Consider the following 24953-nt stretch of genomic DNA (forward strand, 5'->3'; position numbering starts at 1 on the left):
CCCGTGGCGCGATGCGTCACGTCCACGGTCACCACCCGTACGGGGCCGTCCCCCTGATCTCCGCGTCGACGGCCCCCGCACCGGCTCCCCGCCCGGGCCGGCCGGGGAGCGCCCCCACCACCCCCGAAAAAGAGCAGGAGCAGCCATGACGAAAGCACCCGTCCGAGTGTCCAGCCGCGCCGCCGTGGCGGCAGCCGGCGTGGGCCTCCTGGTCGCCGTGGCCGGTGCCGCTCCGGTCGCCGCCGACCCGGCACCGGACTTCCCCCGCTTCACCTACGCGGGCACCGCGTTCGACAAGAGCGCCCTCACCTACAACCCGACGAACGAGTTCATCTTCCCGAGCGTCATCCGGGCCGCCGACTACTTCTCCGAGCCGCTGGGCACCTACTACCTGTACTACGCGCCCCACGAGCGGCCCGGCGGGATCGCCCTGGCGTATTCCGACTCGATCGACGGCCCGTGGACCGAGTACCAGGCCAACCCGTTGATCAGCAACACCTGGCTGCCCCACTACGCCACGGTCAGCCACATCTCCTCGCCGCACGCGATCTGGGTCGAGGGCGAGCGGAAGTTGTTCCTCTACTTCCACGGCGAGAACTCGATCACCCGGTACGCCACCTCGGATGACGGCATCCACTTCAGCTACGGCGGGACGGCGGTCAGCCGGGACCACAGCACCGGTGGGGAGACCTCCTACGCCCGCGTGTTCGAGCAGGCGGTGCCGCGGCTGGGCAGCCGGTACCTGATGCTCTTCATGGACAATCCCACGGCCGCGCTGCCGGGCCCGACCGGGCCGGTGTCCCGACGCATCCGCTGGGCCGTCTCGCCGGACGCGCGGACGTGGACCATCCAGCCCGACCCGATCGTGACCCCGCAGGGCATCGAGGGCCCGAACGCCTCGGGGCCGTTCTTCCTGCGCTGGAACGGCCGCAACCTGGTGATCTTCCACGCCGCCGACGGCAACATGCACGCCGTGGACGTCGGCGAGAACTTCGACCGGGAGGTCCACCTCGGCGTCGTGCACGACTCGATGAACACCGCGCCGGACCTGGGGCGGTCGGCCGCGCCGACGTTCTACTTCGACGGCCGCACGGCGCACATGTACTACGAGGCCGGCGGGCGGCTCACCGCGACGATCGGCCACGCCGTCGCCACCCTGGACCAGCCGGTGCCCGCCCGGGAGGTGAACTGCGTGGTGGACCGGCCGGTGCTGTGGCCGCCGAACCACGAACTGGTCGACGTCACCGTGACGGCGGATCTGCGTGACGGCGTCCTCGGCCCGAACGCGCTCACCCTGACGGCGGTGACCGGCGGCGACGTCGCGGACGTCAGCGGCTTCACCCTCGGCAGCCCGGACACCAGCGGCCGGCTGCGGGCGGAACGCGACGGCGCCGGCGGGGACCGCGTCTACACCCTGACGTACGCGGGCCACGACGAGATCGGCCGCCCGGTCGGCTGCGCGGTGACCGTCACCGTGCCCCACGACCGGCGCGGCAGTTGACCGGCGGGCGCCGGCCGTACCGCTCTGGGTACGGCCGGCGCCCGCCCGGTGGCGGGGCGGCCGGGCGTTACGCCCCCGCCGCGGCCGGCTCGACCGGCTGCGTCCGCACCGGCGGTGACCCTCGCCGCGACAGCACGCCCGGCCACCAGGTGCGGCGGCCGATCTCCAGCGCCAGGGCCGGCACGAGCAGGCTGCGCACGAGGAACGTGTCCAGCAGCACGCCGACGCCGACGATGACGGCCGACTGCACCGACGGCACCAGCGGCAGCACGCTGAGCGCGCCGAAGGTGGCCGCCAGCACCACGCCCGCGCTGGTGATGACGCCGCCGGTGACCGTCAGCGCGTGCAGCACGCCCCGGCGGTGCCCGAGCCGTGCCGTCTCCTCCCTGGCCCGGGTGGCCAGGAAGATCGTGTAGTCCACGCCGAGGGCGACCAGGAACAGGAACGTCTGCAGCGGGATCCCCACGAACAGCTTGGGATAGCCCATGGCGTCGAGGATCAGCCCGGCCGCGCCCATCGCGGCGACGTAGGACAGCACCACGCTCGCCAGCAGCAGCAGCGGCGCGACCAGGGCCCGCAGCAGCAGCACCAGGACGGCGAACACCACCGCCAGGATCAGCGGGCCGACGACCCGGTTGTCGCGGCCGACGGTGCGTTCCTCGTCGAGCAGGTACGCGGTGTCCCCGCCGACCAGCGCCTGCGCGTCGGGCACCGCGTGCACGGCGGTGCGGAGCCGGTCGACGGTGTCCAGCGCGGCGTCGCTGTCCGGCGTGTCCGCGAGGACGGCCGCGACGCGTACCCACCGGCCGTCGGGGGAGAGCTGCGGCTCGCCGACCTCGGCCACCCCGGGCACCGCACGGGCGGCGGCCACCACCTGGTCGGCCGTGCCGGCGGCGGCCAGGATCTCGGCGGGGGCCACGGTGCCGCTCGGGTAGTGCGCGGCGATCATCCGCTGGCCCGTGATCGAGCCGACCTCGGTGGTGAACGACTGGTCAGCCGGCATGCCGATGCTGAGGTTGCCGATGCCGAAGCTGAGGGCGACCAGCGCCGCCGCCGTGCCCAGCCACACCACGCGCGGGCGGCGACCGACGGCGCCGGCGACGCGGCGCCACAGCCCGTGCCCGGACGCCTCGTCGTGGACGACCGCGTCGGGGGTGTGGCGGGGCACGAACGGCCAGAACAGCCAGCGCCCGAAGATGACCAGCACGGCCGGCAGGAGCGTGGTCATGGCCAGGAACGCCGCGGCGATGCCGACCGCGCCGACCGGTCCCAGGCCCCGGGTGGCCGGCAGCTGCGCGGCGAGCAGGCACAGCAGGCCGACCGCGACGGTCGCCGCCGAGGCGCAGATGGCGCCGAACGACCTCCGCAGCGCCACGGCCATCGCCGCGTGCCGGTCGGCGTGCCGGCGCAGCTCCTCCCGGTACCGGGCGATGAGCAGCAGGGCGTAGTCCACGCCGACACCGAAGACCAGCACGGTGAGGATGCTCTGGCTCTGGAAGTCGACCGCCAGGCCGCCGTACTCGGCCAGCAGGTAGACGACCGCGCTGGCGAGCTGGTTGGCCAGCGCGACCGTGAGGAGCGGGATCAGCCACAGGACCGGGCTGCGGTACGTGAGGAGCAGCAGCAGCGCGACGGTGCCCGCGGTCGCCAGCAGCAGGGCGGTGTCCATCCCGGCGAACGCGTCGAAGACGTCCTCGGTGGCGCCGGCCTCGCCGGTGAGCGCGGTGCGCAGCCCGTCGGGGGCGTCGGCGGCCAGCCGGTCCCTGATGTCGGCCACCGCGTCGGCCCGCTGCTCGTCGTCGCCGGCGACCGGGAAGGACACCAGCACCGCCTTGCCGTCCTCGCTCGGGACCGGGGGCGACACCTGGCCGCCGTCGGCGTACGCGGCGTACGCGGCCCGGTCGCCGTCGACCTTCGCGCGGTCGGCGTCGGTGAGCCCGCTCTCCCGCACGTAGACGGCGACCGCGAGGGGCGCCTGGGAGTCGGGGAACGCCGCCTCCGCCCGCTGCACCGCGCGGCTGGCCTCCACCGAGGCGGGCAGCGCCCCGAGGGTGTCGTTGTTCTGCACCTCGGTCAGCTTGATCGCCAGCGGCCCGGCCACCGCGACGAGGACGAGCCAGAAGACGAGCATCGCGTACTTGGTGCGTCGGCCGGACGGTAGGCCGGCCAGTCGTTGCCGCCGGGACATGTCGGGTCTCTCCTGCCTGGTTGTGGTCACACCTCGATCCTTCGGCCGGAGAGGGGCGGGGGCAGGGGTGACAGGTCCCGAACGTGGGTGGTGCTAGCACCACCGATTCCGGTGGGACCGGTGCCGGAGAATGGGCGCCGTGGACAGCTCCGTACGCGCGTTCGTCAGGCAGTCGGTCCGGCCCGGCGCGCTCGCCGCCGTGCAGGGCCTGGCCGTGGCCCTGCTCAGCCTGACCACCAACGTGGCGCTGTTCGTGCTGTCGGTGGTCTCGCTCGCGCTCATCCCGGCCCTCGGCATCGGGTTCGCGCTGTTCCCCGCGGTCACCGTGCTGGTGCGGTGGTCGACCGGGCTGCAACGCCGGGTGGCCGGGTGGCACGGGATGCCGATCGCCTCGCCGTACCCGCCGGCGCCCGAGGGCGCCCGGCTCGGCACCTGGCGGCGGTTCCGCTGGGTGGTCGGTGACCCGGCGACCTGGCGGGACCTGGCCTGGCTGATGCCGGGCATGGTGACCGGCGGGGCGTGCCTGCTGGCGTTCGTCCTGCCGGTGTACGGGCTGGAGGGCGTCCTGCTGCTGCCCTTGGTCCTGTTCCTCACCGTCGGCTGGTACGGCTACGGCGTGTTCTGGCCGATGGACAACCTCGTGCAGGCGGTGCTGTCCGTACCCCAGGGATGGTTGTTCCTGTTCGCCGGCCTGGTGGTCGCGCCGTGGCTGGTGTGGCTGCACTTCCGCTTCGCCGGGTTCTTCCTGGCCCCGACCCGGGCGCAGGAGTTGGCGTTGCGGGTCCGGCAGCTCTCCGCCACCCGGGCCGACACGGTCGACACCCAGGCCGCGGAGCTGCGCCGGATCGAGCGCGACCTGCACGACGGGGCGCAGGCCCGGCTCGTCGCGCTGCGCATGAGCATCGGCCTGGCCGAGAAGCTGATGGCCGACGACCCGGCCGCGGCGCAGCGGCTGCTCACCGAGGCGCAGGAGACCAGCGGCCGTGCCCTGGTCGAGCTGCGCGACCTGGTCCGCGGCATCTACCCGCCGGTGCTGGCCGAACGCGGACTCGACGGCGCCGTGCGGGCGCTCGCGCTGGCCGTGCCGCTGCCCGTGGAGCTCGACGTCGCGCTGCCCGGCAGCCCGCCGGCCGCGGTCGAGTCGGCGGCCTACTTCGCGGTGGCCGAGGCGCTGGCCAACGTCACCAAGCACAGCGGCGCGGCGCGGGCGTGGATCCGGCTGGCGTACCGTGACGGTCGGTTGACCATGGTGGTCGGCGACGACGGCCGGGGCGGCGCGACGCCGGACTCCGGGACCGGCCTGTCGGGCGTGCAACGCCGTCTGGCAGCCTTCGATGGCACGATGACCGTGACGAGTCCGCCCGGCGGACCGACTGTCGTGACCATGGAGCTGCCGTGCGAGTTGTCATCGCGGAGGATCTCGCCCTCCTCCGGGACGGGCTGACGCGCATCCTCGACGCGTTCGGCTGCCAGGTGGTCGAGGCCGTCGCCGACGGGCCGTCCGTGCTGCCGGCCCTGGTCCGGCACCACCCGGACGTCGCGGTCGTCGACGTGCGACTGCCGCCGACCTTCACCGACGAGGGGCTCCAGGCGGCGTTGCAGGCCCGGATCCGGCTGCCGGGCCTGCCGATCCTCGTGCTCTCCCAGCACGTCGAGCAGTTGTACGCCCGCGAGCTGCTCTCCGACCGTGGCGGGGGAGTGGGCTACCTGCTCAAGGACCGTGTGTCCAATGTCGACCAGTTCGTCGACGCGGTGCGCCGGGTGGCCGGCGGTGGCATGGTGATGGACCCGGAGGTCGTCTCCCAGCTCCTCGCCCGCAACGCGACGGCAGAGCCGCTGCGGGAACTCACCGCGCGGGAGCGGGAGGTGCTGGGCCTGATGGCCGAGGGTCGGTCGAACGCGGCGATCGCCGGGCGGCTGTTCGTCACCGAGAAGGCGGTCAGCAAGCACATCAACAACATCTTCAGCAAGCTGGGGCTGCCGCCGTCGGACGACGACAACCGCCGGGTGCTGGCGGTCCTCGCGTACCTGCACGGGTGAGGGTTGGGTTAGGTTCGGCTCGTGATCGACAATGGCGCGGCGGTCGAGTGGGTGATCGCGCACGGTGACGAGTCCGACGGGCATCGACTGGCGACGGTGCTGACCGGGGTGTGGCCGACGCCGTTGGACGTGGCGGACGCGTTGTTCGCCGACCAGTCTCCCGAGGGCGGTTTCCCGGCACCCTGGTCGGCCGGCTCCCCCTCCGTGGCGGCGACGTGCGAACGGATCGCCCGGATAATCGAGTTGGACCTGCGGTGCAACTCCCAGGTGGACCGTTGCGCCGACTGGCTCGCCGCGCTGGTCGCGCCGGACGGCACGGTGCGCTCCGCCGTGGACGCCGGGTACCTGCCGTCGCAGGACCCGCTCTACCTGCCCGCCTACGTCGGCTGGTGCCTGGCGGTCCTGGACCGGCCCGAGGCGGCCGGGCGGGCCGCCCGGGCGGTGCGCGAGGCCGTGGAAGCCTCAAGCACCTGGCCGTCGTGCCTCACCACCACCTGGCTCGCCGCCGCCCTGCTGTGGGCGGTGGGACTGCGCGAGGAGGCGGACCAGGGACTGGACATCCTGGCGCGGCGGCTGCTCGACGCGCCGCCGGCCGACGTCGCCCGCGCCGGATGCGCACTGCGGACGGCGTTGCTGCCCCCGGACCATCCCGTGTTCCGCGCCGTGGTCCGGCGGCTCACCGCCACCCAGCGCCCGGACGGCTCGTGGCCGGTCGACGGTCCTCTCGCCGAGCAGGTGTCGGTCGCCATCACCGCGATAGGCGCCGTCGCCGGCCTGGTCTGACATCCTCCCCGTTGGAAGGGGGCTTACGTCGGCGCCAACTTGTTCTATAGTCCTACTGTCGTAAGACAATAGGGGAGGCGCGGCGGGTGATCGAGTTCGTGTTGGACGGCCGGTCGAAGGTGAACACCTACATGCAGCTCGTGCAGCAGGTGAAACAGGCCCTGCGGGTGGGGTTGCTGGTCCCCGGGGACCAGTTGCCCAAGGTCCGCGACGTCGCGCAGTCGCTGGCCATCAACCCCAACACGGTGCTGAAGGCGTACCGCGAGCTGGAGATCGAGGGCCTCGCGGAGGGGCGGCCGGGCGTCGGCACCTTCGTCAGGCGCACCCTCGCCGGAGCGTCCCTGCCCAACCAGGCCGAACTGCGGGCGGAGCTGGTGGCCTGGCTGCACCGCGCGCAGGCGGCCGAACTGACGCCCGAGGACATCACCGCCCTGGTGGAGACGACCATGCGGGCCACGCTCCCGGTCGAAGCCCCGCCGCAGAACGCCACGTCGGCAGGATGAGAGGACACGCCATGGAGGCCGTGCTGGAAACCGACCAGCTGGGCAAACGGTACGGGAGACACTGGGCGCTGCGGGACTGCTCGTTCCGCCTGCCGGCCGGGCGGATCGCCGCTCTGGTCGGGCCCAACGGGGCGGGCAAGAGCACGCTGCTGCACCTGGCGGTGGGTCTGCTGCGGCCCGACGCCGGGGCGGTGCGGCTGTTCGGCGAGCCCCCCTACGACAACCCGACGGCGTTGGCCGACATCGGCTTCGTCGCCCAGGACACGCCGCTGTACCGGGACTTCACCGCGGCCGAGCTGATCACGGCGGGCGGCAGGCTGAACCGCCGCTGGGACGCGGCGATGGCGCGTTCCCGCCTGGCGGATCTCGGCATCCCGCCGAACAAGCCGGTCGGCAAGCTCTCCGGCGGGCAGCGGGCCCAGGTCGCGCTCGCCCTCGCCCTGGCCAAGCGACCCCGGCTGCTGCTGCTCGACGAGCCGGTGGCCAGCCTCGACCCGCTCGCCCGGCGGGAGTTCCTGCAGACTCTGATGGGCAGCGTGGCCGACTCCGGCACCACCGTGCTGCTCTCCTCGCACCTGCTGGCGGACGTGGAACGGGTCTGCGACCACCTGATCGTGCTGAACGCCGCCCAGGTCCGGCTCGCCGGCGCGGTCGAGGACCTGGTCGCCGCGCACCGGCGCCTGATCGGCCCCCGGCACGGCGGCGAGCCGATCCCGGGCGTCGCCGACGTCGTGCGGGCGAGCCACACCGACCGGCAGTCGACCCTGCTGGTGCGCGCCGACGGGCCCGTCGCCGACCCGCGGTGGAGCGTGCGGGAGGTGTCCCTGGAGGACGTCATCCTGGCCTACCTCGCCGACGGCGACGCGCAGGCCAGCCACGAGGAATGGGGGGTGCCGGCATGATCTGGCTGACCTGGCGGCAACACCGCAGGGACGCGCTGTTCGCCCTGGGCGGGCTCGCGGTCCTCGGCGCGTTCATCATCATCAGTGGCCTGGCGATGCGCGACGCCTTCGACGACTACGGCCTGCCGAAGTGCGTCGCCGCGGGCGACCCGGGCCCGACGCCGGGGCTCGGCGAGACCTGCGACCGGGCCTTCAACCAGTTCCACGACCAGTTCGGCACGCTGAGCCTGGCGGGCATCCTCTTCCTCGTGCTGCCGCTGCTGGTCGGCCTGTTCTGGGGCGCCCCGCTGATCGCCCGCGAGGTCGAGCAGGGCACCCACCGGTTCGTCTGGACCCAGGGCGTCAGCCGGCAACGCTGGGCGCTGGTCAAGTTCGGGTTCGTGGGAGCCGCCGCGCTGCTCGTCTCCGTCGCCTACGGGCTGGGCATGTCCTGGTGGCTGACCCCGCTCAACCAGGGCTGGCGGCAGAGCCGGTTCGATGCGTTCTTCTTCGACATGCAGGGCGTGGTGCCGATCGGGTACACCCTCTTCGCGGTCGCGCTGGGCGTCTGCGCCGGCACCGTCTGGCCCCGGGCGCTGCCCGCCATGGCCGGCACGCTGGTCGGTTTCCTCGGCCTGCGCGTCGCCGTGGCCGCGCTGGCCAGGCCCCGCTACCTGCCCGCCCGCGAGCTGACCTACCCGGTGCAGGGCTCCACCGACAGGCTCGCCATCGGGGGACGCGACTGGATCCTCTCCAACGGCGTCCACGACGCCAACGGCAAACTCGTCGCACCCAACGCCCAGGTGATCTGCCCGCCCGGTGCCACGGGCCCCGACGGGCGGGCCTGCGGCGCCGACCTGGGCCTCGGGCCGGGCGCCTACAACTGGTGGCTCTACCAGCCCGAGAGCCGGTTCTGGCTGTTCCAGGGCATCGAGACCGGCATCTTCGTCGCGCTCGCGGCGCTGCTGCTCCTCCTGGCCGTCCGCCGTATCCGCCGCATCGCCTGACCACCCGCCGGCTGCCCTGCCCGGGCACTCGGGCGTCCGCCGGCCGCGCCTCGCCGACGCGGCCGGCGGGCCGAAACATACCTTCATTGCCAGCGTGTCAACATGTAGACAATATTCTTGGTCCTGTCTATCGTCAGCACCACTTAGCGATGTACTTCGATTTGAAAGAGGTCGTCAATGGTGCACATCAGACGATGGGCCGGGATCGCCACGGCTCTCCTGGTGACGGAACTCCTGGTCGCGGGCACCGCTGCGCACGCCGCCGCGCCCACGCCGGACCCGGCCCGGGCGAGCGTCGAGCAGGCCGTGACCGCCAAGCTGCTCGGGCAGGCCCGGGCCGCCGGCGAGGCACACGCCGAGGCAGCCGACACGCGGATCACCGTCACCCGCAAGAGCGGCAGCTGGGCCTTCGGCACTGCCGTCGCCGTCACCTCCCACGAGGAGGACATCCACCCGACCGGCGCGATCTTCATCGCTCACGCCGAGGCCGGCGGGTGGCAGGTGAGCTTCGACGGCGAGGCGGAGTTCGGCGAGTTGGCCGCCGAGTCGCCCCTGGTCGGCAAGCAGGAGAAGGAGGTATTCACCCGCACCCCGGGCACGATGTACGCGGGCGGCGACTACCGGACCGGCATGGCCCTGCCGTTCGCGGTCGGCCAGACCTGGACACTGACCAGCGGCCCGCACGGCTGGGGCGGCTACGAGACGCCGTACAGCTCGATCGACCTCGCGGGCGGCGACGAGGTGGTCCGCGCGGCCCGGGCCGGCACGGCGTACACGATGTGCCGGGGGTGGATCCGGGTGATCCACGACCGCGGCTACTCCACCGACTACTACCACCTGTGGAGCAACATCTCGGCCAACGGCACGGCGGTCGGCCAGGGCGCCTACCTGGGCTACACGGGCACCGACGTCACCTGCGGCGGGGCCGCGTACGGCCGGCACGTCCACTTCGGGCTGCGGCAGAACAGCGCGTACGTGCCCATCGCCGGCCACGGCCTCGGCAAGTGGGTGTTCGAAAACGGCGCCTCGGCCTACCAGGGTGGCGCGCGGCACGGCTCGACCTGGCGGGGCGCCGGTAGCGCGATCTACAACTACGGTGCGCTGGGCTTCAACCAGGCGGTCGTCGACGCCAACGGCGGAGGCTCGCTGACCAAGCGGTCCGGCCCCGGCACCGGCTACGCCGTGCTCGGCTCGGTGGGTGACGGCGCGACGGTCACCGTCTCCTGCTCCGCCAACGGCACCTCCCACACCGGGCGGTACGGCACCACGTCGCTGTGGAACCGGCTCAGCGACGGCACCTGGGTCTCCGACGCCTACCTGTGGACCGGCGTGAACGGCCCGATCAGCGGCTGGTGCTGACCGGCCCGGTCTGACGGCAGTAAACGGGGCCTCCGCCATGTCGGGCGGAGGCCCCTCGCGTGTGCGGGGGCGGGAGTGCGACGCACACCCGCCCCCGCGTTCAGCGGGTCACGCCGCGCGGCACGAGGCGAGCACGCCGACCACGCCGACGCCCGGCTCGCGCAGCGGCAGCCGGGTCGACGCCGCCGGGCACCGCGGCACGGTGAGGTCGTGGACGCCCCGCCCGAACGTCGCCGCGGTGAGCTGCCGGCTCGGCTCGTGGTAGCGCAGGTACATCACGGCCGCCGCCGGCAGGTCCCCGCCGAGGGAGGCCCACTCGCCGCCGTTCCACGCCGACACGAACACCCCCACGTCGGTGCCGACCAGCAACAGGCCGTCGGCGGTCGGCAGCACCGAGTTGACCGGCGCGTCGGGCAGCCCCCGGCCGATGTCCGTCCACGTGCGGCCGCCGTCGCGCGTCATCATGACGTGCGCGCGGTCGCTGCCGGAGCGGAACGCGGAGAACGTGGCGTAGGCGATGTTGGCGTCCGTGGGGTGCGCCGCCACCCGGGTCACCCACGTCCCGGGCAGTTGCGTGGGGTCGACCTGGGTCCAGGTGCCCCCGAGGTCGTCGGTCCACCACAGCCTGCCGTCGTCCGTGCCGACGTAGAGCTTGTCGCCGTCGGTGGGGGCCGCCGCGATCGTGGTGATCGTGCCCCACGGGTAGCCCGACGGGTCGTTCGGCCCGCCGCCGGTGAGGTCCGGGCTGATCGCCGTCCAGGTGCGGCCGTTGTCCGTCGACCGGTTGACGACGTTGCCCGCGTAGTACATGACGTCCGGGTCGCTCGGGTCGAACTGCAGCGGGGTGAGCCAGTTGCGCCGGTCCGAGGTCGTCTGGCCGGGGCCGATGGACTGGCGCGGCGCGGCGCCGGCGTTCTCCGAGCGGTAGCAGGAGCCGTACTGGCTGCAGCCGAAGACGATGTTCGGGTTCTCCGGATGGATGATCACCTGGAGGCCGTCGCCGCAGCCGATGGCGTTCCACGGGCCGCCCACGCCGTTGTAGCCACGGTTGCAGCCGTTGTCCTGGGCGCCGCCGACCTTCAGCGCCGGGTCGGTCTGCGCGACGTCCACCGTGTAGAACTGGGTGTACGGCTCGTACGTGGACTTGACCCAGCCGCTCACCCCGTTGGCGTCGGAGCGGTAGAAGCCGCCGTCGTTGCCGAGGTAGGCCCGGCCCGGCACCTTGGGATCCCAGCGCAGCACGTGCTGGTCGGCGTGCACGCCGCCGACGTTGCCGAAGCTCTGCCCGCCGTCGGTGGAGCGGCGCAGGTTGACCCCGGTGAGGAACACGTGGTCGGCGTCGGCCGGGTCGACGAACAGCTTGCCGAACCACCAGCTGAAGGTGGACTGGGACGCCTGGTTGGCGTTGACCGGGGTCTGCGTCCAGGTGTCGCCGCCGTCGTCGGAGCGGTAGAAGGCGCGGAACGGGCCGAGGGCGGTGCCGACGTACGCGTACAGCCGGTCCGGGTCGCTCGGGGCGAGGGCGAGACCCCAGCGGCCCTGGTCGGCGTCGGTCGGCAGCCCGGTGGTCATCCGCTCCCACGTCCGTCCGCCGTCGTCGGAGCGCCACAGGCTGGAGCCGGGCCCGCCGTAGGTGCGCTGGTGCGGCTCGCGCAGGTGGTCCCACATCGCCGCGTACACCCGGTTCGGGTTCCGCGGATCGATGAGGACTTCCGTCGCGCCGGTGGTGGCGTTCGGCGGGGCGAGGGCCTGCCGCCAGGTGTCGCCGCCGTCCTCGGAGAGGTAGACGCCCCGCTCGCCGCCCGGCACGAACAGGTTGCCGGCGGCCGCGGCGAAGATCCGGTCCTGGTTGCCCGGGTCGATGGCGAACCGGGCGATGGCGTGGCTGTTCGCCAGGCCGACGCGCTGCCACGTCCGGCCCCGGTCCCGCGACCGGTAGACGCCGTCGCCGCCGAAGGTGATCGAACCGCCGCCCGGCTGCGCCTCGCCCGTGCCGGCGAAGAGCACACCGTCGGTGGTCATCGCGACCGCGCCCATGCTCTGCATCCCACCGTCGGGCCAGGCCGGCTCGAAGGTGGCACCCGCGTCGGCGGAGCGCCAGATGCCGCCGGAGGCGGCGGCGATGAAGATCTGGTCGGCGACCTGCGGATCGACGGCGATGTCGACCACCCGGCCGCCGATGTTGCTCGGGCCGAAGAAGCGCCACTGCTTCCCGGCGAGGTCGCGGTAGGCGCTGCGGGTACGGGCGGCGAGCTGGTTCGCCTCGCCGCGGGCCTTCGCGTACTTGGCGACGGACAGGTCCGTGCTGCCGTCGCTGAGCCGCTGGGCGGTCATCCACTCGGCGGGCAGCTCCATCGGCCCGGTGGGGGTGCTGGTGGCCAGCGACTCCTCGCCGCGGGCCGACGGTGCCGAGGTCGTCAACGCGGCCGCCGTCAGCAGCGCCAGGGCTGCTGCCACCGGCAGGACGCGTCTACCTCGGACGAGGGTGGGACTCATGCGGATCTCCCGTCCATGTGCGGGTGCGACCGAGATCCGGTCGTGCGTCGCACGGTAGACAGCACGGTGACCGGCGTCACCCGGCAACTGTTGGGATTCCGGTCGTCGGGTTAGGACACCTGTCGAGCGCCGTCGCTATCCGCGCTGGAACTCCGGCAGTCCCGCGTCCTCCGAGTCCGGCCCCACCACCGCGGTCAGCGTGGTGCCGTCGGCGCAGAGCGCGCCGGCCCGCAGGTACATCCGCCGCTGCTGCGCCCGGGTCAGCACCTCGGCCTCGAAGACCTCGTCCTCGACGCGCAGCAGCTCGACGTCGGTGCGGCCCTCGTAGTGGGCGCGTACGTCCAGCGGGGTCATCCGGACGGTGGCCTCGACCGTCGTCAGGGCGCCCTGCGCCACCACCGAGGTGACGCGCGCGCCGTCGGGCAGCACCAGGCCGGTGACCCGGGCGTCGACCTCCGGCTCGGTGTCCAGCGGCACCCGGTCGCAACTGGGCAGGTTCGCCAGCATCCCGGGGCCCCGCCCCGTCGCCTGCGGGGCGTCCGTCCCGCCGCAGGCGGCGAGCAGCGGGATCGTGGCGGCGACCGCGAACACCCGGAGTCTCATCGCAGCAGGATGCCACCTCACCGCAGCACCCGCCAGCGGCGCACCATCAGCAGCAGGGCGGCGATGACGACCGCCGTGAGCGCCATCAGCGCCGTCGAGATGAGCGCGCCGTACGCGAAGCCGGAGAACTCGAAGGCCTGGTCGAAGATGTAGACGGGCAGGTAGAGCGTGGCGTTGGCGGGCCGGCCGTCGGTGAGCACGTACGCCGGGACGAAGTTCACCTGGAGGGTGAGGATCGTGTCCCGGACCGCCAGCAGCACCAGCACGGGAGCCAGCAGCGGCAGCGTGAGCCGGCGTAGCTGGCCGAGCGGGCCGCAGCCCTCCAGCGCCGCCGCCTCGTAGAGCCGGCCGTCGAGCATCCGGCGGGCGGCGAGGACGACGACGAAGCCCTCGCCGATCGGGAACGCCAGCATCAGCACGACCGCCACCCGTGCCGTGGTCGGGTCCGACAGCCAGGTGAAGCCGGGATGGCCGAACAGCCCGAGCACCTGGTTGAGCGGGCCGTAGAGCGGGTTGAGCACCCACAGGAACAGCACGGCCAGGGCGACGTCGGGGACGACCGTCGGCAGGTAGACCGCGACCCGGAACCATCGGCCGCCCGGCCGGGGGGCGGCGAGCAGCAGGCCGAGCCCCCCGGCGGCGAGCAGCCGGACCGGCACGGCCAGCGCCACGTGCGTCAGGGACGCCTGCACGCTGTCGAGCAGGAAACCGTCGGCCAGCATCCGGCGTACGTTGGCCAGGCCCACGAACTGCGGGTCCCGTGTGAGCCCGGTGTGGTCGGTGAACGCGTACCCGACGTTGAGCAGCGCGGGCAGGGCGACCAGCAGCGCGACCGCCACGGCGTACGGGGCGAGGAACGCCCAGGCCGTGAGCTGCCGGCCGGCCCGGATCGCCTTCACCGGCGCCGCCCGGTGGCGGTGTCGAAGCGGTGGATCCGGTCCGGGTCGGGGCGTAGCCGCACCGGGTCGCCCGGCCGTACGCCCGGCCGCGGCCCGGTCCGCACGACGAGGCGGGTGCCGTCGGGGCACCGGGTCAGCAGGACGGCCTCGCTGCCGAGCGCCTCCACCGCCTCGACGGTTGCCTCGACCGGGCCCTCGGTGTCGAGCGCCAGGTCCTCCGGCCGTACGCCGAGGGTCACGCCGGGCTGGCCGCCCAGCGTGCCGCCGCCGGGCACCAGGTTCATCGGCGGGCTGCCGAGGAAGCCGGCCACGAAGGTGTCGGCGGGCTCGTCGTAGACCTGCTGCGGCGGCCCGACCTGCCGGATCCGGCCGCCGTCGAGGACGACCACCCGGTCGCCGAGGGTCATCGCCTCGGCCTGGTCGTGCGTGACGTGGACGGTCGTGGTGCCGAGTTCACGGTGCAGGGCGAGCAGGTCGGCCCGGGTGGCGAAGCGCAGCGGCGCGTCCAGGCTGGCCAGCGGCTCGTCGAGCAGGTAGACGCTGGGCTCGCGCAGCAGGCCGCGGGCCAGGGCGACGCGCTGGCGCTGCCCGCCGGACATCTCGTCGGGGTGCCGGTCGAGCAGGTCGGCGATCCCCAGCCGCTCGGCGGCGGCGTGGGCCCGCCGGTCGGCCTCGGCGCGGGGGACCCGGCGTACCCGCAGGCCGAACGTCAGGTTGCCGAGCGCGGTGAGGTGCGGGTAGAGGGCGTAGTCCTGGAAGACCATCGCCACGGCCCGCCGGTGCGGCGGCACCAGGGCGACGTCCCGGCCGTCGACCACGACCCGGCCGCGGTCCGGCCGTTCCAGTCCGGCGATCAGCCGCAGGACGGTGGACTTCCCGGAGCCCGACGGCCCGACCAGGGTGATCATCTCGCCGGCCCGCACGTCCAGGTCGATCCCGTCGACGGCGGTGGTCCGCCCGTACACCTTGGTCAGCGACTCCAGCCGGATCGCCCCGCGTCCGGTCACCCGCCCGCTCCCGTCGGCAGGGCGAACAACGGCCGGCTCTGCTCCTCCAGCCGGCGCAGCCCCTCCTCGCGCCCGACCCGGCCGTAGAACACCTCCTCCAGCAGCGTGCCGGCCTCCCGTTCCACGCGGGACCAGGTGGCGGTGCGTGGGGTGGCGCGCAGGTGCGGCGCGGCGTCGAGGTAGACCCGCGACGACTTCGGCGGCGCGGCCGGGTCGAGGAACGCCGGGGAGTTGGCGACGTCGAGCCGGGACGGCACGGTGCGGCCGGACTCGGCCAGGATCCGCTGGCCGGCCGGGCCCATCGCGAACTCGATGAACCGCCAGGCGTCGTCGTGGTCGGGCAGGCCGGCGCCCATGCAGTACGCGTCGCTGTGCAGGATCGACGCGGGCACGCCGCCCGGCGCGACCGGCAGCGGCGCCACGTCCCAGGTGAAGCCGTCGATGGTGCGCAGCGTCGGCACGGCCACCCGGCTGTTGAGATACATGCCCAGGGTGCCGCGCAGGAACCGGGCCTCGCTCGACTCGCTCTGCTCCTCGGCGTCCGGCGGCACGACGTGGTGCGTGAGTTGCAGGTCGAGGAACCAGTCGACGGCCCTGCGGGTGGCCGGGTTCCGGGTGAGGGTCAGGGTGGTGGGGCGGGCCGGGTCGTCGACGATTTCGCCGCGGTTGGACCAGACGAACGGCGCGAGCCGGGGCACGGACGGCTCCACGCCCACCCCGTAGCGGCCGTCGCGGGTCAGCGCGCGGGCGGCGCCCAGGAAGTCGTCCCAGGTCCAGCCGGCCTTCGGCAGCGGCACGCCGGCGGCGGCGAACAGGTCGGCGTTGTAGTAGACGACCAGCGAGGAGAGGTTCTGCGGTAGGCAGGTCAGGGCCTTGCCGTCGAAGCGGAAGGCGTCCAGCGCCTGGGGGCTGAAGTCGCTCTCCTTGAGCACGGTGCTGCGCTCCAGGTAGGACTGCGCCGGCTCGATCGCTCCCTGCGCGGCGAACTGCCCGTAGCGGCGGTAGTTGAGCAGGAACACGTCCGGCGGCCTGCCCCCGGCGAACGAGGTGGTCAGCCGGGCCATCAGCTCGTCCTGGCCGGCGACGGGGGAGAGGTTGACGTCGACGTCGCGGTGGGCCTCCTCGAACGCGGCCACCATGCGGCGGTAGCCGGCGACCTCCTCGGCGTCGCCGAACAGCACGACGGTGATGCCCGACGCGTCGTCGGCGCGGTCCCCGCCGCCGCAGCCGGCGGCGTAGCCGGCCAGCAGGGCGGCCATGACCAGGCCGATCCACCGTCGTGCCCGGGTGTTCGTCACCTGCGTCCTCCAGATCTCAGCGCGGCCAGGGGGTCGTCGTGCAGCAGGATCCGCTGGGCCAGCAGGAACACCAGCACGCACGGGACGGTCGCGACCACGCAGCCGGCCATCAGCAGTGGCCAGTCCGTGGGGTTCAACAGCCGCAGGAACTGCAGGCCGAGCGGATAGGTGTACCGGTCGCCGCTGTGCAGGTACAACAGCGGGTCGATGAAGTTGGACCAGTGGAACGTGAAGGCCAGCACGGCCACCGCGAGGGTCGCCGGGCGCACCTGGGGCATCGCGACGCGCCGCCAGACCGTCAGCCACCCGGCGCCCTCCAGGCGGGCCGCCTGGAGCTGGGTCTCCGGTACCCCGCCGAAGCTCCAGGCGTAGAGCAGCACCAGGAACGGGCTGCCGGCGAGCACCGCCGGGGCCAGCAGCGGGACGTACGTGTCGACCACGCCGGCCAGGCGGAACAGCTCGAAGCGGGTCGCCCACACGGCGGTGGCCGGGACGAGCAGCACCGCCAGCAGGCCGAGGACCACCCGCCGACGGGCGGTCGGCGCGAGCAGCCGCAGCCCGAAACCGGTCAGCGACGCCACGGCGACGGTCAACGGCACGGCGAGCGCGACGACCAGCGCCGAGTTCGCCAGGTAGCGGAACAGCGGGATCAGCTCGGGCAGCCGGGCGTAGGCGGCCACCGTCGGCTCGGGCGGGAGGAGTTCGAGGGTACGCGGCGGGGGCAGGCCGGCAGGGCGCAGCGAGCCGACCACCATGAACCACAGCGGGGCGGCGAACAGCGCCGCGAACAGGGCCGGTACCACGAAACGCCCGATGATCCGCGGGATCGTGGCGCGACCCGACAACCGCACGTCGCCGAACCTATGGCCGGCGGGCCGTCCGGTCATCGGGCACCTGTTGGAATCGCGTGCCGCCGCCTCCTACGCCTGTCGTACGCCAACGGCGGCCGGCGGGGGCCGGGGTGCCTGCGACAGACGTAGGAGCCGGGGAAGCGCACCTGCCACACGTGTCCGATGACCGGCCGCGCGCCCATTCGTACGCTTCGATCAATCCGTTGGCCCGGCGACCTCCTGGTCCTCCCGCCGGAGCGCGGCGGACCGACGGCGGGTGCCGGAACGGGAGGAGCGCGATGCGAACCACGAGAACCTGGTGGCGGGCGGCGGTGGTGGTCGTGGCGACCGTGGCCGTCGGCCTGCCGGCGGCCACCGCGACGGCGCGGCCCGCCGCGGAGAGCCTCGGGCCGGTCGTCGAGGCCGGGGTCACCCAGCCGGTGTTCGGCTACGGCGACGCGGTCCGCGAGCGGGTCTTCGTCACCTCCGACGTCGACACCGACGCCGACGGCGCGCGCGACGTCGTCGCGATGGACATCATCCGGCCCCGGGCCGGCGACGGGCTGCGCGTGCCGGTGGTGATGGACGCCAGCCCCTACTACTCGACGGTGTGTCGGGGCAACGAGGGGGAGTGCAAGGCCGACCTCGACGGCGACGGCCTCAACGACCGCTGGCCGCTGTACTACGACAACTACTTCGTCCCGCGCGGGTACGCGGTGGTGCTGCTGGACATGATCGGCACCAACAACTCGACGGGCTGCCCGGTCACCGGCGGCCGCGCCGACAACGTCAGCGCGCCGACGGCGATCGACTGGCTCAACGGCCGCCGCCCCGGCCGGGACGCCGCCGGCCGCGCCGTCGTCGCCGACTGGCACAACGGCCGGACCGGCATGATCGGCAAGTCGTACGACGGCACGCTGGCCAACGCGGCCGCGGCCAGCGGGGTGGACGGGCTGGCCACCATCGTGCCGATCTCGGCCATCTCCAGCTGGTACGACTACTCGCGCAGCAACGGCCTGGTCACCCGGGCCAACAACTACTCGGGCAGCCTCGCCAACACCGTCACCGACCCCGACCGCAGGGCGCACTGCGCGCCGGTGCGGGACCGGCTCGGGGACGGCGTCGACGACGTCACGGGCGACTACAACGACTTCTGGGCCGAGCGGGACTACGTGCCGCACGCCGGCCAGGTGCGTGCCAGCGTCTTCGTCGTGCACGGCCTCAACGACAACAACGTCCGGCCGGACCACTTCAGCACCTGGTGGAACGCCCTGGCGGCGCACGACGTCCCCCGCAAGCTCTGGCTGACCGGCACCGGCCACGTCGACCCGTTCGACTTCCGCCGCGCCAGGTGGGTGGACACGCTGCACCGGTGGTTCGACTACTGGCTGTACGGCATCGACAACGGCATCATGGCCGAACCCGCGGTCGACGTCGAGCGCGCACCGGACGTCTGGGAGTCCCACGCCACCTGGCCGCTGCCGGGTGCCCAGCCGACCCAGGTGTTCCTGCGGCCCGGTGTCGACGGGGCGGCCGGGGGCCTGTCGGTGGGTCCGCACCCCGGCAACGCCTCGGCGACGTTCCAGGACACCCCCTCGATGAGCCAGACGAACGCCATCCGGCACCCGTCGGATCCGCTGGCGAACACGGAGAACCGGCTGGTGTTCCTGTCCGCGCCGCTGCGGGCGCCGCTGCACGTCTCCGGCTCGCCCGTGGTGAAGATCAACGCGTCGGTCGACGGCACGGACACCAGCTTCGCCGGCCTGCTCGTCGACTACGGGACGCGGCCGAGGTTCAGCACCTCCGGCGACGGCATCCGTACCCTGGCCGGGGAGGACTGCTGGGGCGGCGAGGCCACCTGGGGCGGGCACGCCGAGGAGGCCTGTTACCGGCAGACGGAGAAGACCGTGGCCAGCAACCCGCAGGAACTGGTCACCAAGGGCGTCCTCGACGGCCTCAACCTGACCTCGCTGACCGCGTCGACACCGCTGGTGCCCGGCGTCAAGACGGCGGTCGACGTGCGGCTGCTCCCCGAGGACTACGTCTTCGACGCCGGTCACCAGATCGGCGTGGTCCTGCTCGGCTCGTACTCGGGCTACAGCAGCCGGGCGAAGCAGAACCGGGCCGACATCACCGTGCACTTCGACCGCAGCCGGATCGAGCTGCCCGTCGTCGGCGGCCGGCCGGCGGCGGTGCGGGCCGGTCTGTAGGAGGCCCGGGGACGGGACGCGCGGTGCGCCGGGCGTCCCGTTCCGCCCGTCGCCACCGGGCCCGCGTCCCGGCGGGCCGCTCGGCCGCAGCCCTCCGCCCGGCCTTGGCGCGGCCTCGGCCTTCCGGCCGGTCTCAGCGGGGCCTCAGCCCTCCGGCCGGTAGTGGCCGGTGAGTCGGCCCAGCTTCAACGCCAGGTGCAGGCAGAGTCGCTCGTTGCCGTCCTTCAGGTCGGTCTCGGCGAGTTCCTCGATCCGCTGCAGCCGGTAGTACAGGGTGGTGCGGTGCAGCCGCAGCTGCTCGGCGGTGGCGTGGGCGTTGCCGGCCAGGTCCAGATAGCGTTCCAGGGTGTCCAACAGCACCGGGTTCGCCTGCTCGCGGAGCAGCCGCTCCAGCCCCGGGTGCACGTCGGCGATGTCGAGGTGCCGGTCGTCCAGCCGCGACAGCACCCGGTAGATGCCCAGGGCGGACCAGGAGACCACGCGGCCCAGGGCGGGCAGCCGGACGCCCACCCGGGCGGACTGCAGCGCCTCCGCGTACGACCCGACGGCGTCGGCCAGGCCCGAGCGTGCCTGCCCGACGCCGACGACGGTGCGCTCGACCGAGGCGAGCCCACGGATCGCCTGCTGGAGGTTGTCGTCCAGGAGTTTGGCGGCGACCTCGGGGGAGGGGCGGCCGGCCCCCCGGTCGCCGCAGAGCAGCAGCACGCCGTGGTCGTCGCGCACCACGTGCAGCGCCTCCCGGGTGCCGATCCAGCGCCGGGTGCTGACCAGCGCCTGCTCCAGCGCGAAGCGGGCCGTCTCGTCGGGCGCCTGGCCGCCGGGCGTGACGAGCTGCGCGACGAGGGCGGTCGCCGGCCCGTCCCCGACGATGAGTCCGGCCTCCCGCAGCGCCCGCACCGACCGGTCACGGGTCGTCTCGCTGTCGGACAGCAGCGTGCGCGCCGCCTCCGTCTCGCGTCGGGAGGCCAGCTCGCCGAGCAGGTTCTCCCGGTAGAGCGCCAGCGACAGCTCGCTCACCAGCCCGGTGGCCTCGATGTCCGCGCCGGTCATGGTGCCGTCCGGGTCGATGAACCACACGAAGCCCAGGAGCAGGTCGTGGTGCCGGACGGGCACGCAGACCCGGGGCAGGAGGTCGAGTTCCTTCGACGGCGGCGTGCGCACCGGCTCCCGGGCCTCCAGGATGCCGACATCGCGGAACCAGGCCATCACCTCGGGCGTGGTCTGCCGGCGCAGGATCGACGCCTTGCGGACGTCGTCCATCAACCCGGTGTGTTCGCTGTAGACGACCAGGCGCTGACGCCGGTCCTCGATCAACGCCGGACGCCCGACGTGGGCGGCGAGAGCGTCGACGATGCGCTGCAGCTCACCCTGCATGTGCTCCTCCGGTCGCCCGACCCGCGCCACCGGTGCCCCGCACGGGCGTGCGCCCTGTCCGTGGTGTCTCCGTGCCGCCTCGAATCGTTTCCTCCTCGACCGGACTCGATCATGATCTGACCAGCTCGTCAATGGATGAGCGCGGTCGGTGGTCCTTCTCGTTACAACGGCCGCTGTGCGGCGTCGCGCCGGCGGCGTCCCGTGACGCGGCCGGGGCCCGCAGGATGCCGCGACGAGCGGATCGGCGTCGGGGGTGCGTTCGACGGCGGGGCCACCCCGGCCCGCTGTGGACGGTGATCTGGCGTCCCGCGCACCCGTCTCACCGAGGCGGCCGGACGTCCACGTCGATCACCTCGTGCAGGTGGTGCCCCCGGTTCGCGGACCGGGCCGCCGTGTCCGCCGCGTCCGGCCGGCCGCCGAGCAGGACCGTCCGTCGGGGGCCTGCGCCCCGCGCGGCCGACCGGGCGCAGGTGCGGGGTGCCAGGAGTCGCGGTATCCGCGTACGAACGCCAGCGCGTCGGCCACCGACGTGGTGACAGCCTCCACCCCCTGCCCCACCAGCGCGTGCAGCGGCGCGAACGGCGGACGCGGCCGGCCGGGCGGCGCGTCGGCGATGAAGACCGCGCGCAGTCGACCCCCGGTGCGGTTCCACGCCGACACCTGGACCACCTCCCGCTGCACGTCCCCCACCAGGAACGGCCCCTCGGACGACACGGTGCAGTCCCAGTCGGCCTCGTCGATCGCGCCGACCACTGCTCGGAACAGGCCGGGAAGTCGGGCGGCGGAGTCAGGGTGCGGGTCAGGCAACAACAGGATCACCCCATCCTCGGGCAGTGCGCACGGGTCGAGGGCCGCCACCGAACCGCAGCGCACCCATGTTGTCATCGCCGGGGCACCGTGATTCGAAACATTTTTCCGATGTGACGAATCACATAGAGACAAATCCATCCCGTCCCTTGCCGACTCGGCGTCGCTATGCACGCGTTGACCGGGGCCCGTCGTGCCCTGGCGGCGCCCGGTGCCGAGACCGCCGGCGTGGCGGCGGCCGGGCCGCCGCTCGGGTCGCGCTGCCTAGTGCGCTGACCAAGAAAGTGGGCGCCGGCCGGCAGGCCGGACCGGCTGCGGCGACCCACACCCGCACGCATGGCATCCGCTACTTCCACGGCTGCTACAGCCTCGGCGACGACCAGCTCTGGGGCGTGATGCGCCGCCGCAAGGGCGGCGACTACAGCTTGGCCGCGCTCAAGTCGATTCGCGCCGCCCGCCCGGACGGCGCCCCGATCTACGTGATCCTGGACAACCTGTCGGCGAACAAGACCCCGCAGATCCGGGCGTGGGCCGCCCGCAACAAGGTCGAACTCAGCTTCACTCCCACCCAGGCGTCCTGGGCCAACCCGATCGAGGCCCAGTTCGGGCCGCTACGCGCGTTCACCCTGGCCAACTCCGACCATCCCAACCACACCGTCCTGGCCCGGGAAGTGCAGCGCTACCTGCGGTGGCGCAACGCCAACGCCCGCCACCCCGACGTCCTCGCCGCCCAACGCCGGGAACGAGCCCGCATCCGCAGCGAACGCCAACATCGCTGGGGCCGACCGCGAGCCAAGGCCGCGTGTCGCTCAGACCCGGTGAACCTTCTTGGTCAGTGCGTTAACGAAGGTTCAGGCCTCCGTCTAGGAGGATCACCTCACCGGTGAGGTAGGAGTTGCCGATCACGGCGGAGATGAGGTCCGCGACGTCCGAAGGTTGGGCCGGGCGACGCATGGGGCTGGCCGTGTTCCACAACGCGTGAGCGTCGCTCCAGTCGGCGGTCAGCGGCGTATCGACCAGTCCGGGGGCGACGGCATTGACCCGAATGTCAGGGCCGAGGGCCGCGGCCAGCAGTTTCGTGACGTGGTTGAGCGCTGCCTTGCTCGCGGCGTACGCGATCGAGCTGCCCTTCGGGCGGACGCCGGCGTGACTCGTCACGTTCACGACGCATCCGTTCGACTCCCGGAGCGCGGGTAGCGCCGCCGTACAAAGCAGCCAGGGTGCGATCAGGTTAACGTCAAGGAGACGGCGCCAGTCGGCAGCAGTCAGCCCCTGCAGGTCCGCGTGCGGAACCGGCCAACTGATACCCGCATTGTTCACCAGTACGTCGAGACGCCCATGATCAGCCAGCACCCGCGAGATCAAGCCAGCTGCGGCCGCGTCCTCGGCGAGGTCCGCCTGCTGATATGTCCCACCGAGTTCCGCAGCCAACGCGGTCCCCGCTGCACGGCTCGACCGCGAATGGATCACCACAGTCATCCCGTCCGCCGCCAGCCGTCGCGCCGTCGCCGCCCCGATTCCCGACGCCGACCCGGTCACTAACGCCACTTTCTGCATCCGACCAGCCTACTGAGCTGGTCATGAACGCTTGCCGGGTAAGCGCCACGCGGCTCTGGTGTGGGGATCCGCCCCAGCGTTGCCGCCCGGCGTGTCACAACCGGTGAACGTTTTTGGTCAGCGCACTAGTCGAGGAGCCGGCCGGCGGGGAAGGACGCCTCGGGCACGGGTGGCAGGCGCGCCGGCGAAGCCGGGTCCGGGCGTAGCCCGGGCAGCTCGGGACGCCCGGGCGGGGGGACGACGATGCCCGGGTCGGGGGATCGGTCAGGTGTGGGCTTCCCGGGCTGCGGCGTGGCGGGCGCGGTGGGTGTCGTCGGCCCGCCGTCACCTGAGGGCGCCGGGGGCGAGGCGCCCGTGGCCGGCGCGCCGGGCGGCGCCAACGTTTCCAGCAGCGCGTGTTGCAGGGAGTCGAGTTTCGCGCTCAGGCGGCGGACGGCGCTTGGGTCGTCGATCGCGGTGAGCTGCGTCCGCGCTTCCTCGGCCAGGGTCCGGGCCTCATCCAGCCGCCCTTCGGCGGCGGCGGTACGGGCGCGCTGGATGGTGTGTTCGACGAGCCGCACATCCGCCTGTTCCGGATAGAGCACCCTGGTCAGGGACCACAGGGGGCTGGTCGGCCCGGCGTGCCTGCTGCCCACTCCGAGCCCGGCGGAGATGACGGCGAGCGCGACGACGGCGGCGGCGAGGCGCAGCACCCTCCGGCCGAGCAGTGCCGACCGGGCCTTCCTCGTCGGCACGGGACCGACGGCGGGCCTGAGGGGGTGGTCGTCATCATCGGCGATGTCGACGTCGCCGCGCCAGGCGGCCAGCATCTCGGCGAGGTGGTCGCCCGCCGGTCCCGGCTCGCCGCGGCCGAGCGCGTCGAGCAGTTCGTCGTCCCGGGCGATCGTCGACAGGTCCAGCTCCTCGCCGCCGTCGCGGGTCTGCTCCCTCATGCCGCCACCTCGTCGAGTGTGTCGCCTGCCAGGGTACGAAGGCGGGCAAGGGCCCTTGACTGCGTCACCCGGACGGCGGCGGCGGACATGCCGACGACGGTGCCGACCTCCTCGGCGGAGAGACCCACCGCCACCCGGAGGACCACGATCTCCCGCTGCACGTCGGGCAGGCGGTTGAGCAGCACCGACAGCCGGCGGGCGAGGTCGGTGGCCACGGCCTGCTGCTCCGGCCCGGGCTCCGCGGCCGGCAGGTCGAGAGGCGTGTCGGCCACGGTGACGGAGGCGGCCCGTACGGCGGCGCGCTGCGCGTCGGCCACCTTGTGCCCCGCGATGGCGTAGACGAACGCCGCGAAGGGCGTGCCCTGCTCCCGGTAGCGGGGCAGCGCCCGCAGCACCGCCAGGCAGATCTCCTGGGCGACGTCGTCGGCGGTCACGTACGCGCCGCCGATCCGGCCCAGCCGCGCGCGGCAGTATCGCACCAGCCCCGGACGGATGTCGCTGAGCAGGGTCGCGACGGCTGCCCGGTCGCCGTGGGCGGCCCGGCGGAGGAACTCGGGCTCGATCGTTGTGGTCATCGCGTCGCGGAACACCTTCGTTACCAGCGGATTACGGGGCACGCTATCGAGCCCGGCCCTTTTTGCCTAGCGCACGTTCCGTGCCCACGGCCTTCCGGGTGGT

General features: G+C 73.3%; 21 protein-coding genes and 1 pseudogene. 10 read left to right on the top strand and 12 right to left on the bottom strand.

The window, feature by feature from the left end:
• The first annotated feature begins 145 nt into the window (after window positions 1–145).
• A complete protein-coding gene (locus tag ACGF5G_RS25775; protein WP_393267073.1) occupies window positions 146–1501 on the top strand; it encodes a hypothetical protein in 1356 nt (451 codons plus the stop codon).
• Window positions 1502–1568: 67 nt separating this feature from the next.
• On the opposite strand, the gene ACGF5G_RS25780 is transcribed toward ACGF5G_RS25775, so the two are convergent.
• Window positions 1569–3689 carry an MMPL family transporter gene (locus tag ACGF5G_RS25780; RefSeq protein WP_393267386.1) on the bottom strand — a complete coding sequence of 707 codons (2121 nt, stop codon included), beginning with the start codon at window positions 3687–3689 and terminating at the stop codon, window positions 1569–1571.
• A gap of 130 nt (window positions 3690–3819) precedes the next feature.
• Here ACGF5G_RS25780 and ACGF5G_RS25785 point away from each other — a divergent pair, with 130 nt between their 5' ends.
• From ACGF5G_RS25785 to ACGF5G_RS25815, 7 genes are all read left to right on the top strand, one after another.
• The gene (locus tag ACGF5G_RS25785; RefSeq protein ID WP_393267076.1) at window positions 3820–5133 is read left to right on the top strand and encodes a sensor histidine kinase; all 1314 of its coding nucleotides are present in this window, start codon (window positions 3820–3822) and stop codon (window positions 5131–5133) included.
• Window positions 5085–5729 (top strand): LuxR C-terminal-related transcriptional regulator, encoded by a 645-nt coding sequence (locus tag ACGF5G_RS25790; protein WP_393267079.1) that lies wholly within the window; start codon window positions 5085–5087, stop codon window positions 5727–5729. The genes ACGF5G_RS25785 and ACGF5G_RS25790 overlap by 49 nt, the downstream gene beginning before the upstream one ends.
• Before the next feature lie 21 nt (window positions 5730–5750).
• Complete coding sequence (locus ACGF5G_RS25795; protein WP_393267082.1) at window positions 5751–6512, top strand: hypothetical protein; 762 nt, start codon at window positions 5751–5753, stop codon at window positions 6510–6512.
• Between the two features lie 86 nt (window positions 6513–6598).
• Complete coding sequence (locus tag ACGF5G_RS25800) at window positions 6599–7015, top strand: GntR family transcriptional regulator (protein WP_357464228.1); 417 nt, start codon at window positions 6599–6601, stop codon at window positions 7013–7015.
• An 11-nt stretch (window positions 7016–7026) separates the two neighbouring features.
• Window positions 7027–7917: an ABC transporter ATP-binding protein gene (locus ACGF5G_RS25805; RefSeq protein ID WP_393267085.1), complete on the top strand. Its 891-nt coding sequence runs from the start codon at window positions 7027–7029 to the stop codon at window positions 7915–7917.
• Complete coding sequence (locus ACGF5G_RS25810) at window positions 7914–8903, top strand: ABC transporter permease subunit (protein WP_393267088.1); 990 nt, start codon at window positions 7914–7916, stop codon at window positions 8901–8903. Before ACGF5G_RS25805 ends, ACGF5G_RS25810 begins: the two co-directional genes overlap by 4 nt.
• Before the next feature lie 177 nt (window positions 8904–9080).
• A complete protein-coding gene (locus ACGF5G_RS25815; RefSeq protein ID WP_393267091.1) occupies window positions 9081–10262 on the top strand; it encodes a peptidoglycan DD-metalloendopeptidase family protein in 1182 nt (393 codons plus the stop codon).
• 108 nt (window positions 10263–10370) lie between these two features.
• Here the strand turns inward: ACGF5G_RS25815 and ACGF5G_RS25820 are convergent, their stop codons facing one another.
• The 6 genes from ACGF5G_RS25820 to ACGF5G_RS25845 form a co-directional block, all read right to left on the bottom strand.
• Window positions 10371–12758 carry a WD40/YVTN/BNR-like repeat-containing protein gene (locus tag ACGF5G_RS25820; protein WP_393267092.1) on the bottom strand — a complete coding sequence of 796 codons (2388 nt, stop codon included), beginning with the start codon at window positions 12756–12758 and terminating at the stop codon, window positions 10371–10373.
• A 135-nt stretch (window positions 12759–12893) separates the two neighbouring features.
• The gene (locus ACGF5G_RS25825) at window positions 12894–13361 is read right to left on the bottom strand and encodes a hypothetical protein (RefSeq protein WP_393267095.1); all 468 of its coding nucleotides are present in this window, start codon (window positions 13359–13361) and stop codon (window positions 12894–12896) included.
• A gap of 17 nt (window positions 13362–13378) precedes the next feature.
• Window positions 13379–14260, bottom strand: a complete 882-nt coding sequence (locus ACGF5G_RS25830; RefSeq protein ID WP_393267098.1) for a carbohydrate ABC transporter permease — start codon at window positions 14258–14260, stop codon at window positions 13379–13381.
• Window positions 14257–15267 (bottom strand): ABC transporter ATP-binding protein, encoded by a 1011-nt coding sequence (locus ACGF5G_RS25835; RefSeq protein ID WP_393267101.1) that lies wholly within the window; start codon window positions 15265–15267, stop codon window positions 14257–14259. The genes ACGF5G_RS25830 and ACGF5G_RS25835 overlap by 4 nt, the downstream gene beginning before the upstream one ends.
• Complete coding sequence (locus ACGF5G_RS25840; protein ID WP_393267103.1) at window positions 15264–16565, bottom strand: ABC transporter substrate-binding protein; 1302 nt, start codon at window positions 16563–16565, stop codon at window positions 15264–15266. Before ACGF5G_RS25840 ends, ACGF5G_RS25835 begins: the two co-directional genes overlap by 4 nt.
• Entirely contained in the window at window positions 16562–17452 is an 891-nt protein-coding gene (locus ACGF5G_RS25845) for a carbohydrate ABC transporter permease (protein WP_393267105.1), read from the bottom strand. Before ACGF5G_RS25845 ends, ACGF5G_RS25840 begins: the two co-directional genes overlap by 4 nt.
• 242 nt (window positions 17453–17694) lie before the next feature.
• Between ACGF5G_RS25845 and ACGF5G_RS25850 the strand changes: the two genes are divergently transcribed.
• Window positions 17695–19605, top strand: coding sequence for a Xaa-Pro dipeptidyl-peptidase (locus ACGF5G_RS25850; protein ID WP_393267108.1), 1911 nt, complete (start codon window positions 17695–17697; stop codon window positions 19603–19605).
• Window positions 19606–19749: 144 nt separating this feature from the next.
• Here the strand turns inward: ACGF5G_RS25850 and ACGF5G_RS25855 are convergent, their stop codons facing one another.
• Both ACGF5G_RS25855 and ACGF5G_RS25860 read right to left on the bottom strand, forming a co-directional pair.
• Complete coding sequence (locus tag ACGF5G_RS25855) at window positions 19750–20979, bottom strand: PucR family transcriptional regulator (protein WP_393267110.1); 1230 nt, start codon at window positions 20977–20979, stop codon at window positions 19750–19752.
• Between the two features lie 348 nt (window positions 20980–21327).
• Window positions 21328–21864 (bottom strand): hypothetical protein, encoded by a 537-nt coding sequence (locus ACGF5G_RS25860; protein ID WP_393267112.1) that lies wholly within the window; start codon window positions 21862–21864, stop codon window positions 21328–21330.
• Window positions 21865–22065: 201 nt separating this feature from the next.
• On the opposite strand from ACGF5G_RS25860, the pseudogene ACGF5G_RS25865 reads away from it, so the two are divergent.
• A pseudogene (locus ACGF5G_RS25865) lies at window positions 22066–22589 on the top strand (transposase); the annotation flags it as partial.
• Window positions 22590–22626: 37 nt separating this feature from the next.
• Here ACGF5G_RS25865 and ACGF5G_RS25870 read toward each other — a convergent pair.
• The 3 genes from ACGF5G_RS25870 to shbA form a co-directional block, all read right to left on the bottom strand.
• The gene (locus ACGF5G_RS25870; RefSeq protein WP_393267114.1) at window positions 22627–23343 is read right to left on the bottom strand and encodes an SDR family NAD(P)-dependent oxidoreductase; all 717 of its coding nucleotides are present in this window, start codon (window positions 23341–23343) and stop codon (window positions 22627–22629) included.
• A 125-nt stretch (window positions 23344–23468) separates the two neighbouring features.
• Window positions 23469–24275 carry an anti-sigma-D factor RsdA gene (locus ACGF5G_RS25875; protein ID WP_393267117.1) on the bottom strand — a complete coding sequence of 269 codons (807 nt, stop codon included), beginning with the start codon at window positions 24273–24275 and terminating at the stop codon, window positions 23469–23471.
• Window positions 24272–24850: an RNA polymerase sigma factor ShbA gene (gene shbA, locus ACGF5G_RS25880; RefSeq protein WP_393267120.1), complete on the bottom strand. Its 579-nt coding sequence runs from the start codon at window positions 24848–24850 to the stop codon at window positions 24272–24274. The genes ACGF5G_RS25875 and shbA overlap by 4 nt, the downstream gene beginning before the upstream one ends.
• Window positions 24851–24953 lie beyond the last annotated feature (103 nt).

This window comes from Micromonospora sp. NPDC047730 (assembly GCF_043204765.1).
In the GTDB taxonomy this organism is placed as follows: domain Bacteria; phylum Actinomycetota; class Actinomycetes; order Mycobacteriales; family Micromonosporaceae; genus Micromonospora.